Origin of the sequence: Mesorhizobium ventifaucium, assembly GCF_935822925.1 — a bacterium.
Classification (GTDB): Bacteria; Pseudomonadota; Alphaproteobacteria; order Rhizobiales; family Rhizobiaceae; genus Mesorhizobium; species Mesorhizobium ventifaucium.
This window is the reverse complement of the sequence record NZ_CAKXZS010000029.1, coordinates 1-17,399: the sequence shown is the minus strand read 5'-3', so window position 1 is coordinate 17,399 and position 17,399 is coordinate 1. Positions and strand designations below refer to the sequence as shown.

Annotated in this window: 18 protein-coding genes; 7 read left to right on the top strand and 11 right to left on the bottom strand. The window is 62.2% G+C overall.

Going from position 1 to position 17,399, the window contains the following annotated elements; translation table 11 throughout:
* Positions 1 to 19: 19 nt before the first annotated feature.
* From NMG70_RS23805 to NMG70_RS23790, 4 genes are all read left to right on the top strand, one after another.
* Positions 20 to 1,066, top strand: a complete 1,047-nt coding sequence (locus tag NMG70_RS23805; protein WP_254026786.1) for a sensor histidine kinase — start codon at positions 20 to 22, stop codon at positions 1,064 to 1,066.
* A 186-nt stretch (positions 1,067 to 1,252) separates the two neighbouring features.
* Positions 1,253 to 1,435: a hypothetical protein gene (locus NMG70_RS23800; protein WP_254026785.1), complete on the top strand. Its 183-nt coding sequence runs from the start codon at positions 1,253 to 1,255 to the stop codon at positions 1,433 to 1,435.
* A 120-nt stretch (positions 1,436 to 1,555) separates the two neighbouring features.
* Positions 1,556 to 1,882 carry a hypothetical protein gene (locus NMG70_RS23795; protein WP_254026784.1) on the top strand — a complete coding sequence of 109 codons (327 nt, stop codon included), beginning with the start codon at positions 1,556 to 1,558 and terminating at the stop codon, positions 1,880 to 1,882.
* An 80-nt stretch (positions 1,883 to 1,962) separates the two neighbouring features.
* Complete coding sequence (locus tag NMG70_RS23790; RefSeq protein ID WP_254026783.1) at positions 1,963 to 2,205, top strand: YMGG-like glycine zipper-containing protein; 243 nt, start codon at positions 1,963 to 1,965, stop codon at positions 2,203 to 2,205.
* A 124-nt stretch (positions 2,206 to 2,329) separates the two neighbouring features.
* On the opposite strand, the gene NMG70_RS23785 is transcribed toward NMG70_RS23790, so the two are convergent.
* From NMG70_RS23785 to NMG70_RS23765, 5 genes are all read right to left on the bottom strand, one after another.
* Positions 2,330 to 3,973: a CHASE domain-containing protein gene (locus NMG70_RS23785; RefSeq protein ID WP_254026832.1), complete on the bottom strand. Its 1,644-nt coding sequence runs from the start codon at positions 3,971 to 3,973 to the stop codon at positions 2,330 to 2,332.
* Between the two features lie 113 nt (positions 3,974 to 4,086).
* Entirely contained in the window at positions 4,087 to 4,881 is a 795-nt protein-coding gene (locus NMG70_RS23780) for an ATP-binding cassette domain-containing protein (RefSeq protein WP_254026782.1), read from the bottom strand.
* A gap of 93 nt (positions 4,882 to 4,974) precedes the next feature.
* Positions 4,975 to 6,294 (bottom strand): sugar ABC transporter permease, encoded by a 1,320-nt coding sequence (locus tag NMG70_RS23775; protein ID WP_254026781.1) that lies wholly within the window; start codon positions 6,292 to 6,294, stop codon positions 4,975 to 4,977.
* A 141-nt stretch (positions 6,295 to 6,435) separates the two neighbouring features.
* A complete protein-coding gene (gene xylF / locus NMG70_RS23770; protein WP_254026780.1) occupies positions 6,436 to 7,476 on the bottom strand; it encodes a D-xylose ABC transporter substrate-binding protein in 1,041 nt (346 codons plus the stop codon).
* Positions 7,473 to 7,688, bottom strand: coding sequence for a hypothetical protein (locus tag NMG70_RS23765; RefSeq protein WP_254026779.1), 216 nt, complete (start codon positions 7,686 to 7,688; stop codon positions 7,473 to 7,475). Before NMG70_RS23765 ends, xylF begins: the two co-directional genes overlap by 4 nt.
* Positions 7,689 to 7,740: 52 nt before the next feature.
* On the opposite strand from NMG70_RS23765, the gene NMG70_RS23760 reads away from it, so the two are divergent.
* Positions 7,741 to 8,988 carry an ROK family protein gene (locus tag NMG70_RS23760; RefSeq protein WP_254026778.1) on the top strand — a complete coding sequence of 416 codons (1,248 nt, stop codon included), beginning with the start codon at positions 7,741 to 7,743 and terminating at the stop codon, positions 8,986 to 8,988.
* A gap of 195 nt (positions 8,989 to 9,183) precedes the next feature.
* On the opposite strand, the gene phoB is transcribed toward NMG70_RS23760, so the two are convergent.
* The 6 genes from phoB to NMG70_RS23730 all read right to left on the bottom strand — a co-directional run bounded on the left by phoB (position 9,184) and on the right by NMG70_RS23730 (position 15,580).
* Positions 9,184 to 9,873, bottom strand: coding sequence for a phosphate regulon transcriptional regulator PhoB (gene phoB / locus NMG70_RS23755; RefSeq protein WP_023822590.1), 690 nt, complete (start codon positions 9,871 to 9,873; stop codon positions 9,184 to 9,186).
* A gap of 16 nt (positions 9,874 to 9,889) precedes the next feature.
* Complete coding sequence (gene phoU / locus NMG70_RS23750) at positions 9,890 to 10,597, bottom strand: phosphate signaling complex protein PhoU (RefSeq protein ID WP_254016423.1); 708 nt, start codon at positions 10,595 to 10,597, stop codon at positions 9,890 to 9,892.
* Positions 10,598 to 10,632: 35 nt separating this feature from the next.
* On the bottom strand, positions 10,633 to 11,448 hold the full coding sequence (gene pstB, locus NMG70_RS23745) for a phosphate ABC transporter ATP-binding protein PstB (protein WP_254026777.1): 816 nt from the start codon (positions 11,446 to 11,448) through the stop codon (positions 10,633 to 10,635).
* Between the two features lie 12 nt (positions 11,449 to 11,460).
* On the bottom strand, positions 11,461 to 13,074 hold the full coding sequence (pstA, locus tag NMG70_RS23740; RefSeq protein ID WP_254026776.1) for a phosphate ABC transporter permease PstA: 1,614 nt from the start codon (positions 13,072 to 13,074) through the stop codon (positions 11,461 to 11,463).
* Complete coding sequence (gene pstC / locus NMG70_RS23735) at positions 13,067 to 14,455, bottom strand: phosphate ABC transporter permease subunit PstC (RefSeq protein WP_254026775.1); 1,389 nt, start codon at positions 14,453 to 14,455, stop codon at positions 13,067 to 13,069. The genes pstA and pstC overlap by 8 nt, the downstream gene beginning before the upstream one ends.
* Positions 14,456 to 14,575: 120 nt before the next feature.
* Positions 14,576 to 15,580 (bottom strand): PstS family phosphate ABC transporter substrate-binding protein, encoded by a 1,005-nt coding sequence (locus NMG70_RS23730; RefSeq protein ID WP_254026774.1) that lies wholly within the window; start codon positions 15,578 to 15,580, stop codon positions 14,576 to 14,578.
* Positions 15,581 to 16,371: 791 nt separating this feature from the next.
* Between NMG70_RS23730 and NMG70_RS23725 the strand changes: the two genes are divergently transcribed.
* Positions 16,372 to 16,734 carry a hypothetical protein gene (locus tag NMG70_RS23725; protein ID WP_254026831.1) on the top strand — a complete coding sequence of 121 codons (363 nt, stop codon included), beginning with the start codon at positions 16,372 to 16,374 and terminating at the stop codon, positions 16,732 to 16,734.
* Between the two features lie 336 nt (positions 16,735 to 17,070).
* Entirely contained in the window at positions 17,071 to 17,298 is a 228-nt protein-coding gene (locus tag NMG70_RS23720) for a hypothetical protein (RefSeq protein ID WP_254026773.1), read from the top strand.
* Positions 17,299 to 17,399: the final 101 nt, after the last annotated feature.

The window sequence follows — 17,399 nt, the reverse complement described above, 5'->3', positions numbered from 1 at the left end:
GCGGCGGGTGAAGTATCCGATGCAATCCAGAACCGGAGACATGAAAGACAGCGGACGGAGCGATGAGATCATCGCTTTGCAGTCCGCTGATAGTGGGATGCAGCTTGGCCGGGCCCTTCTCCATGCGCTCCACAATGCCGGTATTTCGGTTCTCTATCAGGATCGCGAGATGAAAACCGTCTGGGCCCGCAACATGCGCCCGCCCTGGGTTTCCGACACGGGGGTTTCCGATACGGGCGGCGACAGCATCCTGCCACATGCGCAGGCGGAGCGCATCGGCGCGGCCAAACGCAACGTCGTCGCGTCCGGCAATCCCGAACATCTTGAGCTCAGCATTCCCGCCGACGATGGCGTTCGCTGGTTCCAGATATGGGTAGACGCGGATCATAACGACGGCGGCGCCGTGCAGGGCGTCGTCACCACCATGGTCGAAACGACCGAGCAGAAACGTCGCGAGCAAACCCTGAAGACGCTGCTGCGCGAGGTCAGCCACCGTTCGAAGAACCTTTTGGCCATCATCCAGAGCATCGCCACCCAGACCAGCCGTTATTCGGACACGCTCAGTGATTTCCTGACACGCTTTCGCGGCCGGCTGCAGTCGCTTGCCTCATCCCAGGACCTGGTGACGTCGTCCAACTGGCGGGGAGCGGCATTGCGCGAACTGGTGTCCGGCCAGGTCGGCCGCTATGGAGCCGACCCTGTGCGTAGCCTGCGTTTTCGCGGTGCAAACCCATACCTCAATCCCAATGCCGCCCTGCATATCGGCTTGGCCATGCACGAGCTTGCCGTCAATTCTGTCAGCTACGGCGCTCTGTCGCGAGCCGACGGATTCGTCGAGGTGACGGCCGATCTGACCGCGGCTTCCGCTGGCGAGACCGCGCTGTCGCTGACATGGGCCGAGGCCATCGGAGCCAATGACAATCAGCCCAGCGAGAAGCGCTTTGGCAGCGTCGCGCTCGAGCGCGTCGTGCCTGCGTCGTTGAACGGCACGGCGAAACTTGAAATCAGCGGGGATCGTCTCGAATATCATCTTGTCGTTCCTCGCGGTAATTTCGAGACGGATTGAACGGACAACAGCCGAGCCCAAGGGGGCTGGGCAATGAGGGCTGGGGCCAAGAGCTGGGGCCAAGAACTGGGATTGATATCGGCCGCGCCGGCTTAACCACCTGTTCACCATAAAGTTCGATGCTGTTCTTCTCAGACACCACTCCGCATGACGTTTTCTATCGCAGTTGCACGCGATACGGGAGGAATGGCTTTGACGGCTGCCGACATCAACAGGCTGGAACAGGCCGCACGCGTTTCGATGAGCGGGTTTCAGGATCTCGAAGCCGCCGCGATGCCGTCGCCCCGTGTTTCCCTCCCGGCCCCCGGCCTCGCTGCAATCGGCCTGGCTGCAGTGGTCGTCCTGGCCGCCGCGTTCCAGTTGGTCTAGAGCGTCAGAGGCAAAGTGGCCGGCTTGTGCCTGGCTCATGTCGGCCTGTTCTCCAATGCCAACCTGCATCGCAGGAACTTTGGCGGTTGTGGCCCGTTCTATGGCGGGAGGAGCGCCGCCATGGAACATATCGCTGCCGTGCTGCTGGTCATCGGCTGCTCGAACATGATGACCGAGTGTCGCGAACTACCCGTATCGGTGAGCGTTTTCGAAACCGCTCAGGAATGCACCGCCGCGCGGCCGTTTGCCTTGCACGATGTGCAGGGTCAGGCTCCGCGCATCATTGCCAAATGCCTTTCCGTCGATCCGGCACTTGAGGATGATTACAACCAGATCGTCTGGAACGTGCGCCCGGACGGCACGCTCGATGCTTCCGTGGAGATTTCCAATCTTGAGCTTGCCTCGAGCGGCGCGCGCCACGAAAAAGATTCTCTTAGCCAACAATGAAATCGAGCAGGCAAAACCCTTTTTCACATGATAAGTGACGGGTAGAGCTACAAGTGAGGACAAAAAGCGAGGATGACCCTATGCGGAAGATGATTATTGCCATGGTTGCCGTGATCGCGGTCAGCGGTTGCAGCACCACGGAGCAGGATGTCGGCGTCGGCGCCGGTGTCGGCGCTCTGGCCGGCGGCCTGATTGACGGCGGCAAGGGTGCGCTGGTGGGCGCAGCCATCGGTGCCGGTACCGGCCTGCTGGTGCGCAACCTGCGCAATGGCTATTGCCAGTACCGCGACAACCGTGGCCGTCTGTTTACGGCTCGCTGCTGATCCGTTTCAAACGCAAGAGGCAATAGAAGCGGAGACCGGACGAGCCGGTCTCTGTTTACTTGGGTGCTTTATTTGGGGCGCTGTATTTGGGCGCCTCCGAAAACGGTCGGTTTGCGGCAGCGTTTCAGCCCGACAGCGGAATCCTGATTTCCACGCTCAACCCGCCATTATGAAAATCGCGATTGATCGTACCGCGCAATTCGCGCGTGACGTTCAGATCGATCAGCTTGGTGCCAAAACCGGTTTTGACAGGTGGTTCGAGTTTCTTCTGGCCGGCTTCGCGCCAGTTGAGAACCAGGGTCCGGTCGCTCCTGTGGCCTTCGACCGACCAGTCGACCTTGAGCGACCAGTCGCCGTTCCTGGTATTAGCCGAATTGCCGGTTTCGCCATATTTCAGCGCGTTCGTCGCCAGTTCGTGAAAAGTCAGGCCGAGCGCCTGCGTCGTCGTCTCGTCGAGCAACACCTCTGGCCCCGACAAGATTCCGTCGGGAAGCTCCTTGCCGAACACCTGGCCAAGCTCGATGCGCAAGAGATCGCCGAGATCGGCCTTCTGCCAGCGTGAGCGCGTCAGCATGTCCTGGGAAGCCGCCATCGCTTGCAGCCGGGCCGAAAAAGAGGACGAGAACTCATGGACGTCGGTGGCGTGCGAGGCCGTTTGGCGCGCGATCGCCAGCACCCGCGTGATCGAGTTCTTGATGCGGTGCTTCATCTCCTGCAGCATCAGGTCTTTTTCGAGCAGGCTTTTTTCCGTCGTCTCATGAAGCAGCGAGACCGCGTCATAGGCCCGCTCCTGATAGCGCGCCACCAGCGCGATGGTTCCGGCGAGCAGCAGCCCGAACAGGCCGAGCATCACCGGAATGGCGCGTGAGGAGGGTTGCGAAAAGGCGCTTGTCGGCCTGAACAGGACCGTCCATGGACGTCCGGCGATGGTGATCTCGCGAGAAACCAGCAACCTGTCGCCGAAGCTCGACGCCGGCGGCGTTTCCGACTGGAACAAAAGATGGTCGGCGTCCACCTTGCCGTCGTAGATTTCGATGTTGACCGGCAGCAGCGGCGTCCGGCTGAGCGCGGTCTGGAACAGATCGCGGGCGCGGAAGGCCGCATAAAGAAAGCCTGACGTTGAGGATCTGGACGCATCGATGCCGTCCGTCGCGGTTTCGATATTGAGCCGCACGAAGACCAGGAAACCGGTGAAGGTCTGCGCAGCACCTGTTTCCTGGCCTAGCTGCACGGGCCCGCTCGCATGCTGCTGGTTGTCGGCCATCGCCTTTTCGATCGCCTCGCGCCGCACCGGTTCAGTGAACATGTCGTAGCCGATGCTGGATTGATTGAACGGGCCGAGCGGCTCGAACAGCGTGATGGGCGCACGCCATGGCAGCGTCGTCGTAGCCGGATAGATCGGATAGCTGGCGCCATAATCGCGCAGGATGGCACGCTCGACCGCTGTCTCGTCGCCGGCTCTCACCAGGGGAAGAAAGCCGATGCCGCGCAGGCCGGCGAAATTGTCGTTAATACCCAACGCATCGAAGAACGCCTTGAACTCGCCCCGCGAAATGTCACCATTGCGAGCCTCGAACAGCGCATGTGTCGATCGCAGCAGCGACAGGTACAGGTCGATGCGGCTATCGATCCGGTTGAGGGCGTCGTCCGCCGTCGCCTCGAATTTGATGCGCGCCGCTTCCTGCGTGGCGAAATAGGCGAATCCCGCCATTGTCAGGCTGATCAGCGCGACGGCAATGAAAGCGACGATCGGGAAGAACTTCTTCAAGTTGCTGCTGCGACCCATGGTTCCCCATCTTATGGGCAAGTCCCCGTGGCAACACAATGGCGCGGCCAAACCATCATGACGGCTGGCATATCACATGACAGGTATTTGACGCTTCAGGCGGCGATCTTCAGCGCGCCTGGTCCCGGAATGGCGCCGGGCGGACACTTGCCCAGGATGATCATGCCGAGCACCTCGTCCTGGGTCACGTCGCCGGTGCGCGCCGTGCCGACGACCCGGCCATTCTTCATGACGCAGACGCGGTCGGCAAGCTCGAACACATCGTGGATGTCGTGGCTGATCAGGAAGATGCCGATGCCGTCGGCCTTGAGTTGCATGACCAGTTCACCGACCTGCGCCGTTTCCTGCGGTCCCAGTGCCGCCGTCGGCTCATCCATGATCAGGATGCGGGCGTTGAACAGGATGGCGCGCGCGATCGCCACCGACTGCCGCTGGCCGCCCGAAAGCTTGACCACCGGCTCCTTGAACCGCTGGAAGCGGGGATTGAGCCTGCCCATCACCTTGCGCGCCTCGGCCTCCATGGCGCCATCGTCGAGCGTGCCCCAGCCGGTCATCAGTTCGCGGCCGAGGAAGAGGTTGGCGGCGGCGTCGACATTGTCGGCGAGCGCCAGCGTCTGGTAGATCGTCTCGATGCCGTATTTCTTGGCGTCGCGCGGATTGGAGATCGAAGCCTCCTCGCCATTGACGAAGATCTGGCCCGAATCGCGCTTGTAGGCGCCGGACAGGATCTTGATCAGCGTCGACTTTCCCGCACCGTTGTGGCCGAGCAGCGCCACAACCTCGCCCGGGAAAAGGTCGATCGACGCATCGTCGACGGCGCGAATGCCGCCGAAGGCAATCGAGATGTTGCGCATATCGATCAGTGGCGTGGGAGCAGTCGTGTCAGCCATGATCGTTCCTCTCCATGATTTGGCCGAGCATGATGTCGAACCGAAACGGATATCCATTTTTCGCTGACGCGGAGCTTCGGCTCGGGATCATGCTCAGACCCGCTTGCGGTAGACGGTGTCGAGCCAGACGGCGACGACCAGCACGGCGCCGACAACGACGCTCTGAAGTGGTGAATCGATGCCGAGCAACACCATGCCGGACTGCAGCGACTGCATCAGAAGTGCCCCCAGCATGGCGCCGAGCACCGTGCCGGAGCCGCCGGCCAGCGATGTGCCTCCAATGACCGCAGCCGCGATGACCAAGAGCTCGTCCAGCGTCCCCAGCGCATTGGTCGCCGCATTGAGGCGGGCCGACGCAATCGCCGCGCTGATCGCGGCCAGCACGCCCATGATCATGAACACTTTCATGGTCACCCAGCGCGTGTTGATGCCGGCGAGTTCCGCCGCTTCCGGATTGCCGCCAATGGCGAAGACATAGCGGCCGAAACGGGTGCGCCTGGTGATGAAGGTCATAACGATGCCGACTGCGACCGCGATCAGCACCGGTATGGCGATGCCATGGGCGATGAACAGCCCGCCTTCGGGGATGGTGATGCCGTTCCGCTGGGCGTACTGGCGAACGATGCCGATCGGCCAGGGATAGGAATTGGCAATCCAGACGGCGCCAAGGATGGCGGCACAGGCGACAACACCAAGCAAGCTCTCCGCCCAGACCGGGCGCAGCGGAAACTTGAAGCGCTTGCGCTGCGACCGCCCGTTGAGCTGCATCAAGGCGACGGCCACACAGGCGAGAATGCCGACGATCCAGCTTGCGGTCGCCCCGATCGAGCCACGCGGCCCGCCACCCATGAGCTGGAAGGTGGCATCGAGCGGCGCGACGGTGCGCCCGCTCGTCATCAGCCACGCCATGCCGCGCCAGATCAGCAGGCCGCCCAGCGTCACGATGAAGGCCGGAACCTCGAGATAGGCGATGATGAAGCCCTGAAGCCCGCCGATCATCAGGCCGAGCGCCACGCCGGCAGCCAATGCGATGACCCATATCCAGGGATTTCCAAGCTGGAATCCCATGACGCGGATGAGGAATTCTGCCTGCGCAACGCCCATCACCATGCCGATCACGCCTTCGACGGAGCCGACCGAAAGATCGATGTTGCGCATCACGATGACCAGCACCATGCCGGTCGCCATGATCGCGACCGAGGAAGTCTGCACCGACAGGTTCCAGAGATTGCGCGGGGTGAGGAACAGCCCGCCCGACAGGATGTGGATTCCAACCCAGATGACCAGCAGCGCGCCGACCATGCCGAGCATGCGTATGTCGAGCTCGGTTGCTTTAAGGAAGCGGCCGACCGGGCTGAGCTCGGATTCACGCGCCCGATCGGCAGCCGGCGTGTTGGAAGTCGCGTCGGTCATGATGTCCTCCCACCGGGTTGCCGTCTGCCGCGGATGCCGGAAGCAGCTTAGAAGTTACCCGCGAGAAGCGGAAAAACAATTTTTTTGAAAAAGCGCCGCGGCGAGAGGCCGCGGCGTTTCAGGTTTTTTGGCGAAGGCGGATCAGTTGCAGACCGGGACAGTGCCCGCCGCCACGCCGGCGCAGACCTCTTCCTTCTTGATCCAGCCAGCGTCGATGACGACGTTGAGATTGTCCTTGGTGATGGCAATCGGCGTCAGGAACAGCGACTTGACGACATTGCCGCGCGGCGTGGTGAAGTCCTTGACGCCGGCAACGTCTGTCATCTGCTTGCCGTCGGCCAGCTGCGAGGCGATCTCGGCGGCGTTCTTGCCGAGCTCGCGCGCGTCTTTCCACACCGATACGGTCTGCGTGCCGAGCGCGATGCGGTTCAGCGCGGCATGGTCGCCGTCCTGGCCCGAAACCGGGACGGATCCGGCCAGGCCTTGCGCCGTCAGCGCCGCGACGACGCCCCCGGCGGTGCCGTCATTGGCGGCAACCACCGCATCGACCTTGTTGTCGTTGGCGGTCAGGAACTGTTCCATGTTCTTCTGGGCGTTGGCGGGAAGCCAGCCGTCCGTATAAGCCTCACCGACATTCTTGATCTTGCCGCTGTCGATGGCATCCTTGAGCACCTCCATGGAGCCGGCAAACAGGAAATCGGCATTCGGGTCGGCGCCCGAGCCCTTGATGAAGACGTAATTGCCTTCCGGCGCCACCTTGAACACTTCGTGGGCCTGCATGCGGCCGACTTCCTGGTTGTCGAAGGTTAGATAGAACACGCCCTTGTTCTCGATCAGCCGATCATAGCCGACGACCGGAATGCCTTCGTCCAGCGCTTTCTGCACCGCCGGACCGATGGCCGAGGCATCCTGCGCAAGAATGATCAGCGCGTTGGCGCCTTGCGAGATCAGGCTCTCGACGTCGGTCAGCTGCTTGCCGGGATTGGACTGCGCGTCAGCGGAAATATATTTGTCGCCGGCGGCCTCGATCGCCGCCTTCATGGCGGCTTCGTCGGTCTTCCAACGCTCTTCCTGGAAGTTCGACCACGAAACGCCAATGACCTTGTCCTTGGCCTGTGCGGCCGACGCGAGCGTCAGCGACATGGCGACCCCCGCCAGAATAGCGGCTGCGAATCTCTTCATGATATTCCTCCCTGCGCCGCGTAGGGCGCGACAAAACTGACCCGAAGGCCGGTAAAAGGCTCTATTTTTTCGAGAACCGAAAAAATACTGGTCCAACGCTGAAGCGCTGTCAACATCAATCCTGAGGGATTTTGATGCGTCTGCCGACTTTTTTCGAGCCTCGGAATAAATAATGACAGGGCCCGCTGCTTCTGCCAGTATTTGTCGGACATTATCGACGGCTTCCGATTCATGAGCGGCCGCGGCGATGAGGAGGAAGCAAAAATGTCGGTGGGAATCCGTCATGACGATTTGCGCCGGCGCAACCGGGCGATGGTAATTTCCGCCGTGCGCCGGGCAGGCCAGCCGTCGCGGACCGAGATCGCCGCAACCACCGGCCTCAGCCATTCGACCATATCGGCGATCTCTTCCGACCTGATCCAGGAAGGCATCCTGGCCGAGAGCAAGTCGAGCGAGACCGTTTCGATGAAACGCGGCCGACCGCAGGTCGGCCTCAGCCTCAATCCGCAAGCCGCTGCGGTGTTGGCCGTCGTGTTGTCGCTGAATTTCCTGTCGGTCGCCGTCATCGATTATGCCGGACAAGTGGTCGCCGAGGAACAGCGCCGGCTGGACACGCTGACCATGTCGCGCGACGAGCTGATCGGCGAATGTGTCGCCATCGTCCGGCGCCGGCTCGAAGATCCCGACCTCGATGTCCAAAGCGTCGCCCGCATCGCGCTGGCGATCCAGGGCATCACCGATTCCCATGCGCGCGCGCTGTTGTGGTCGCCGATCACGCCGCAGACGAACATTGCCTTCGCCGACATTCTGGAACGCGAGTTCGGCATCCCGGCCATCATGGAGAATGACTGCAACATGATGGCCGTGGCGCTGCGCTGGCGCGACCCGCATCGCTATCGCGACGATTTCATCGCCATCCTGCTCTCGCACGGCATCGGTATGGGGCTGGTGCTGAAAGGCGAGCTGTTCACTGGCACTCATTCCTCAGGCGGCGAATTCGGCCACATGATCCATCGGCCGGGCGGCGCGCTTTGCCGCTGCGGGCGCCGCGGCTGCGTCGAGGCTTATGCCGGCAACTACGCTATCTGGCGCAACGCCAGGCAATTGAGCGAGAACGCCGAGCCGGTCGCCGATGTCAGCGACGCCGAGATGCGGGCACTGGCGGACAGGGCGCGCGAGATGGACGGACCGGAGCGCGAAGCCTACCGCAAGGCCGGCGAAGCGCTCGGCTTCGGGCTCGGCAGCCTGTTCGCGCTGATCGATCCGGCGCCGGTGGCCATGGTCGGCGCCAGCGCTGCCGCCTTCGACCTGATTGAGCCGGCCCTGCGCGAGGCCATCGCCCAGACCGCCGGCGGCCAGCATTCGGGTTCGATTTCCTTCGACACCGAGCCGAACGAGCTGCCACTGATCCGCGAAGGCTGCGCCATGCGGGCGCTGAGCTTCGTCGACCAGGAGATTTTTGCCCCCGGCGCGCAAGGCAAGCCCGGCACGACCAGGAGAGACGTGGCCTGAGTCCGAACGGCAAGGAACAAAGGCGGATTGCGGCTTGGGGATGCCTTGAGATTCGAGGTCAGGCCGCGCCGGGTCGAAGACCGGCGCGAAGCGACCAGACTGGGCGGGTTCCGAGAACCGGAACGGAGCGTACTTTTGGGTACGCCAGAAGCGCAGCTATCAGCCATTCGCAGGCCGGCATCACCTGAACATCAGCTAGTCTTCCCTGATCGCATAGCCGGCGCCGCGGATGGTGCGGATGACATCGGGCATGCGACCATTGTTGACCGCCTTCCGCAACCGGCCGACATGGACGTCCACCGTGCGCTCGTCGATGTAGATCGTCTCGCCCCAGACATTGTCGAGCAACTGACTGCGCGAGAAGACCCGACCCGGATGCCGCATCATGAATTCGAGCAGCCGGAATTCGGTCGGCCCGAGCCGGATCTCGCTCTTTTTGCGATAGACCCTGTGCGATTCGCGGTCGAGCACGATGTCGCCGACCTTCAGCACGCTGGACAGCACTTCGGGCTTGGCGCGGCGCAGCAGCGCCTTGACCCTGGCCATGAATTCCGGTGTCGAGAACGGCTTGACCAGATAGTCGTCGGCTCCGGTCGAAAGGCCGCGCACCCGGTCGCTCTCCTCGCCGCGCGCGGTCAGCATGATGATCGGCAGCCGCTCGGTTTCGGGACGCACCCGAAGGCGCCGGCAAAGCTCGATGCCGGAAACCGCCGGCACCATCCAGTCGAGCACCAAAAGATCGGGCACGTTTTCCTGCAGCCGGATTTCGGCCTCGTCGCCGCGCGTCACCACCTCGACCTGATAGCCTTCGGACTCCAGATTGTAACGGAGGAGGACGCCCAGCGGCTCTTCGTCCTCCACCACCATGATGCGCGGCGCGATCATCGGCCGGTCACTCCTGTCATGTCGCCGGCGCCGACATCGTCGTTTCGTCCAGCTTCGGGCGATCCGCCGGCAATTGCTGCCCGGTCACGACAAAGTAGGCGTTTTCGGCGATGTTGGTGACATGATCGCCGATACGCTCGAGATTCTTGGCGCAGAACAGAAGATGCGTGCAGGCGGTTATGTTGCGCGGATCCTCCATCATGTAGGTCAGGAGCTCGCGAAAGACCGCCGTGTATTTCACGTCGATCTTCTGGTCGTCGGTGCGCAGTTCCTTCAACGCGCCGGCATCGCGCGACACATAGTGCTCGACCACGCCGCGGAGCTGCACAAGAACGAGATCCGCCATCGCATCGATACCGTGCGACAGATTCCGCGGCGTCGCGCTCTGCCCGACTGCGCTGACCCGCTTGGCTATGTTCTTGGCCAGGTCGCCGATGCGCTCGAGATCGCCGGCCATGCGGATTGCGCCAACCACGGCGCGCAGATCCTGCGCCATCGGTTGCCGCTTGGCGATCAGCGTGATCGCGCTGTCGTCGAGCTCGCGCTGCCGTGCATCCATGATGGCGTCGTCCGAGACGACGCGCTGCGCCATCGCATTGTCCGACGCAAGCAACGCGCGGATCGAGGCTGCGACCATTGCGGCGGCGAGCTCGTCCATGTCGCGGATCAGCCGGTCGATGTGCTCCAGTTCCTCGTCGAAAGATGCGACGGTGTGTTCACCCATGGTGCTGTCCTCGTGTTCGAAATTCGCCGGACCGCTCAGCCGAACCGGCCGGTGATGTAGTCCTGGGTGCGCTTGTCGTCGGGGTTGGTGAACATCTTGTCGGTCGCGCCCTCCTCGACCAGATAGCCGAGATGGAACATCGCCGTGCGTTGCGACACGCGCGCGGCCTGCTGCATCGAATGGGTGACGATGACGATCGTATAATTCTGGCGCAGTTCGTCGATCAGTTCCTCGACGCGGGCGGTGGCGATCGGATCGAGCGCCGAACAGGGCTCGTCCATCAGGATCACTTCCGGCGACACGGCGATGGCGCGCGCGATGCACAGGCGCTGCTGCTGTCCGCCGGACAGGCCGGTACCCGACTCGAGCAGGCGATCCTTGACCTCGTTGAACAGGCCGGCCTTCTTCAGGCTCGATTCGACGATGCCGTCCAACTCGGCCTTGCTCCTGGCCAGGCCGTGAATGCGCGGACCGTAGGCGACGTTTTCGTAGATCGACTTCGGAAACGGGTTCGGCTTCTGGAATACCATGCCGACGCGAGCTCGCAGTTCGACGACATCGATTTTCGGATCGTAGACGTCCTCGCCGTCGAGCGTGATCTTGCCGCTCACCCGCGCGATATCGATCGTGTCGTTCATTCGGTTCAGGCAACGCAGGAACGTCGACTTGCCACAGCCCGATGGCCCGATCAACGCCGTCACCTGATGCTCGCGGACATCGAGATCGACGTCGAACAGAGCTCGCTTCTCGCCGTAGTGAACAGAGACCTTTTCGCCCTTCATCTTGATCAGAGGGGCGTTGGTTGCGCTGCTCAGTTTCTGCTCGACGCCGGCTTCCGTCATGATGTTCATATCCTCTACTCCTTACCAGCGCCGCTCGAAGCGCCTGCGCAGTATCACCGCGATGGCATTCATGATGACCAAAAACACCAGCAAAATCAAAATCGCCGCCGAAGTCTTCTGCTGGAACCCGGCTTCCGGGAAATCCGCCCACATGAATATCTGCACCGGCAGGATCGTCGCGGGATCGGTGAAGCCGCCGGGAATGTCGACGATGAAGGCGACCATGCCGATCATCAGCAGCGGCGCGGTTTCGCCCAGCGCATGCGCCATTCCGAGGATGGTGCCGGTCATGATGCCCGGCATCGCCAGCGGCAGGACGTGATGGAACACCGTCTGGACCTTGGACGCTCCGATGCCAAGCGCCGCCTCGCGGATCGACGGCGGCACGGCGCGCAGCGAAGCGCGCGAGGCGATAATGATGATCGGCAGGGTCATCAGTGCCAGCACCATGCCGCCGACCACCGGGGCGGAGCGCGGCATGCCGAAGAAATTCAGGAATACGGCAAGTCCGAGCAGGCCGAAGACGATCGAAGGCACCGCCGCCAGATTGTTGATGTTCACTTCGATCATCGTCGTCAGCCGGTTCCTGGGCGCAAATTCCTCAAGATAGATCGCCGCTGAAACGCCGATCGGGAAGGCAATGGCCAGCGTTACGATCATGGTCAGGAACGATCCGACGACCGCGCCCCAGACACCGGCCAATTCCGGCTCGCGGCTTGCGCCGGTGAAGAAGAAGATCGAGTTGAACCGGCTTTCGATCAGGCCGGCGCTGTTCAGCGTGTCGAGCCAGACGATCATCTTGTCCGAAATCTTTCGCGATGCTTCCGGCGTCTCGATGACGCGCAGGAATGCCTGGCCGCTCGCGGCGGGCGCCGTGCTGTCCAGCGCCTCGATCACCGTGCCCTTTGCGATCACGGTGCCGTTGGCCGCAGGCGACAGCGCGGTCAGCTTGACCGTGCCGCCATTGAACGCGACCAGCAGCGACGACGCGCCGCTCGTCAGCGTGAGCATGCCGTTTTCGCCCTCGGTCGCACCATGGCCGCGCGCCAGCGCCTGCATGGCATCGTCGCCGAAGGTCAGATCGATGTCGCCGCTGGTTTGCGAAGGCGTGACGCTTGTCGAAATCGCTTCGTCCGAACCGACGTCGGCAAGCAGACCCTTGAGATAGAGGTCGGCAAAATCGTCAAGTGGAACCGCATAGTCCACCGTTCCTCCGAGCATCCCCGGATCAGCCGCAATATCCTTGCGCAGGAAGACGCCTGTGCCGGTGGAAATCAGTCCGCGCAGCAGGCGCTTGTCCTGGCGGCTCGTCACATCCGGAAATTTTGCCGTAAGCGCTTCCTGAGCGATGGCGTCGTAGTTCACTTCATCGAGTTTCGCCGGGTCGACCTTGGCCGCTGAAAGATCGATCGGCAGCGTCACATAGTTCTGCCGCAGCGCCGGAATTGCCTGCGTGACGATCGTCGACAGGAGCAGCACAAGGAACAAGCCGGCCAACGCAACAGCTGCGGCGCCAAGCCATTTGAACCAGGTTTCCGTGCGGTAGCGGCCCTTCAGCCGCGCCTTCGCGGCATCGTCGGTATGAATGCTGACCGGCCGTCCGACGGCGCCCAATGACGAGATCGCATCAGTCATATTGCTCTCGGTATTTCTGGACGACGCGCAAAGCGACGATGTTGAGGGAAAGCGTGATGCAGAACAGCACCAGGCCGAGTGCGAAGGCTGCAAGCGTCTTGGCGCTGTCGAACTCCTGATCGCCCACCAGCAGCGTCACGATCTGCACGGTCACGGTGGTGACCGCTTCGAGCGGGTTGGCCGTGAGGTTTGCCGCCAGCCCCGCCGCCATGACCACGATCATTGTTTCGCCGATTGCGCGGCTGACGGCAAGCAGCATCGCCGAAACGATGCCCGGAAGGGCCGCGGGAAGGACCACTTTGCGGATGGTTTCCGACTTGGTCGCGCCGAGGCCGGCGGAACCGTCTCTCAGGGATTGCGGAACGGCGTTGATCACATCGTCGGAAAGCGAGGAAACGAAGGGAATGATCATGATACCCATGACCACGCCTGCGGCGAGCGCGGATTCAGACGCGACGTTGAGGCCCAGGCTTTCGCCGATACCGCGGAAGTAGGGCGCAACCGTCAGCGCGGCGAAGAAGCCGTAGACGACGGTCGGAATGCCGGCGAGGATTTCCAGAACCGGCTTTGCGACGGCGCGGACGCTTTTGGAGGCGTAATCCGAAAGGTAGATCGCAGCCATCAGCCCGATAGGCGCAGCCACCAGCATGGCGATGAAGGTGATGAGCAACGTGCCGGCAAACAGCGGCACCATGCCAAAAATGTCCTCGTTGACCGCCCCGGCCTCCGCTCCCGCGCCGGTGAAGGCGCTCTGCGGCGACCAATGCGTGCCGAACAGGAACTTGTAGAACGGCACCTGTTGGAAGAACCGCAGGGACTCGAAGATAAGCGACAGGACGATGCCGATCGTCGTCAGGATCGCGACCACCGAACAGGCGATCAAGAATGCGCGAAGAATGCGCTCGACCACGTGGCGCGCCCGGTAGGCCTGTGCGATGCGCGAATAGGCCCAGTAAAATCCGGACGCAGAAAGCACGAGCGCGACGGCCCAGATGATCCAGGTGCTGGTCGTATGGATCGATTTGTAGACGGCGGCGGCCGCCTCTTTCGTGGGATCGGCGAAGCCGACAAGCCCGCCAAAGGCCATCGCGCGAGCATCGCGGATGAAAGCTTCGACCTGCGGGACGCCCATTCCCGACAACTCGGAGGAGAAGCGGTCGGCAATGATCGACGATTCTATTCCCGGCGTCACCAGCGACCACACCACGATCGCAAGCAGCGCCGGACCGGCAGCAAAAAGCGCCAGAAACATGCCATGCTGGCCAGGCAGCGAATGCAGTCGCGCGACGTCGCCATTGACACTGGCAATGGCACGGGTCCGGCCGATCCAATAGGCCGCCGCTGCCAGAACCAACAGAAGAACAACGAGATAACCGACCATGATTCGGGACGTCCCCTCGACCGCCGGTCATTCACCGGCTCAAAGCACGGGACCTGTGATCCCGCGCTTTGTGCTTTAGGATATGAGGGGTCAGAGCGGTACGCTCGGACCCCCGAAACATCAGGAGCCCATGCCCTTCAGGGCCTTGGCGTTTTCGGCCGACTTGGCGCGCTCGGCGTCCGGCAGCGGGATCAGGCCCTTGTCGGCCAGATAACCATCAGGACCCCATGCAGCATCCGAGGTGTACTCGGCGATGAACTCCTGCATGCCGGGGATGACGCCGACATGCTCTTTTTTGGCATAGACAAAGAGCGAGCGGGAAACGCCGTAATCGCCGGATGCGATGTTCTCGAAAGTCGGCTCGACGCCGTCGACCTTGTGGCCCTGCAGCTTGTCGGCGTTCTGGTCGAGGAACGAGAAGCCAAAGACGCCGAAGGCATTGGGGTTGGCTTCCAGCTTCTGGACGATCAGATTGTCGTTTTCGCCGGCCTCGACGAAAGCGCCGTCTTCGCGGATCTCGCCGCAGCCCTTTTCATTAGCCGCCTTCACTTCTTCCTGACAGGCCGCATCCATGACGAGCTCGACGAATGCATCGCGCGTGCCAGATGTCGGCGGCGGGCCAAGCACCTCGATCTTTGTCGCGGGAAGCGATGCATCGACATCCGACCAGTTCTTGTAGGGGTTGGGGACGACCTTGCCGTCAACAGCGACGTTCTTGGCGAGCGCCTTGAAAATCTGTTCCTTGGTCAGATCAACGACAGTCCCTGCCTTCGAGTTGGCCAGTACGATGCCGTCGAAGCCGACCTTGATCTCGACCGGCGTCACGCCGTTTGCCTTGCAGGTTTTAAGCTCGCCATCCTTGATGGCGCGCGAGGCATTGGTGAAGTCGGCGGTATTTTCGCCGACGCCCTGGCAAAACAGCTTCATGCCGCCGCCGGTGCCAGTCGACTCGACGACCGGGGTCTTGATCTTTCCGCTCTGGCCAAGCTTTTCAGCGACAGCCGTCGTAAAGGGGAACACTGTGGACGAACCGACGATTTGAATCTGGTCGCGCGCGGCGGCATAACCAGCCGACGCGGCGAGCGCAAGCGCCGCGGCCGACGCCGTAAGGAGGAATTTTTTCATGTGGCCTGCTCCTGTTCGGAAAATGGTCTATCGGCGCCATTCCTTCGGCGCCCGCTGAGGCCATAGCCCCCGATTATTACAGTCACATGACAGTTTGATGTCAGCCCGGTAACCGCCGTACAGCCCTGTCGAAAAGGAAGGCCCGGGGTCTCGCCGCTACAGCCGTGGTTTGCCGCTGGAATCAGCAGCTTGCGCGATTTGCGGCCGGCATTGCCCTCGACAGGCGAACAATTGGCGCCGAAAAGAAAATCCGGGCGGGAGCGCGTTGCATGCGGCCAAGGAGGTCATGGCCGCGCCATCGCCGAAGCAGGTCCGTTGGGGTAAATCTGACCCTGCTTCTTGCCGGCGGTCGCTGCTCCCGCCCGTAACTGGAGGAGCGGAACTCGAATGCGCTTATTGTTTCAACCGGACGCATGCTTTGATATGGTGCGATCGCACCATAGGCTTGTCACAACGCGTCGCCGAATCGGTTGACGCTATGGGCTGAAGTGGCTATCGCGCGTTGCGCTGGACTTCTCCCTCCGCGCCGAGCTTTTCGAGCAAGGCGCCCCCTGGTTGATGGGCTTGGGGCCGACGGGCTTGCGGCTGACGACGTGGGCTGGCAATCGCCCATGCCCGACCCCAGTCGCGCCAAAGTCGCGCCAGGGACGCTGCGACACTTCGATTTTGCGCACGGTCCCCAGCGAAATCGATTCCGATTCTCCGGGTCATGCGCTAGCTTGCCCGCAGTGTATTCCGACGGTTGTTGGTAGAACCGAAGCCGCGTTATAAATCCCGCTAGGGTGTTGCCGATGTTGGGACGGATCCTGCCGTTTTTCGTGTGCCCAATGCTGCTGTTAGGGGGCGGCTGCTCGCGCAGCTACGACGGCACCGTCGTCATTCCAAGGCCGCTTGATGTCCGGCGGATCTGGGACAGGCCGCCGCAGCAGGCGCAAGCCGAACAGCCGCAGTTGCTGCAGACCAATGTCTTTCCTGCGGCACCCGAAACGCCGGAAACAGCGGCGGCCCGCAAAATCGACACCTCCGCGGCGCCGAGAAGGAAAATCGCCAGGATTGCCAAACAACCGCCGACGCCGTCATCCGAGCCGGCGAAACCGCTCACCTGCAGGAATGTCAGCCAACCCGGAAAACGGGTCCGCATGGTCTGCGAATAGCCAGCCGGTATTCAAGCGGAGCCAGCTAAAAAGATGCGCCGCCCTGAAAACGTTGCTGCGCACCTGACGCAGCGGCTCGGTCAGACGCGCAGGCCGAGAGCATGCCGACCGTTGGGTTTCGGGCTGCCTGATCGGCGTTGCCGCCAGCCACGTTGAACCTTATCCGGCCTTCGACGTTAAACAGCTATTGCAGCGCCGCGCGTCTCTTTGGACGCACAAAGCACGCTGTGCCGTTTTGATTTGGCGCATGGTCCTTTCCGAACCGAAGGGCAGCGGAGCAGAGATCGATCCCGATCCCTTGGGTGATGCGCTGGATGGTCAAAGGAGACCGAACACATGTCAATTCACTTCACCGTCTCGGACCTCACCAGAAATCTGTTTCACTCGCCCAGAAATCTGTTTCACGCGCTGCATGAGCGCGCGCCGAGACCTCTCAGCCCTGAGCAACGTCTTTTGCTGGAATGTTATCTGGCCGGTCAGATTCCGGAATCGGCCTGGAGCGACTACGTCTTCGAGACGCCGGAACTGGCACGGCATGTCAATGCGAGACGCGGGCAACACTGATATCCGGGAACCGGTCCTATCGCTCGAGGTGACGACAATTGCCAGGTCTGGCCGCGGCTTCCCGGGACAATAGCCTTGGATCGGGTAGGAGGGAGCCTTGC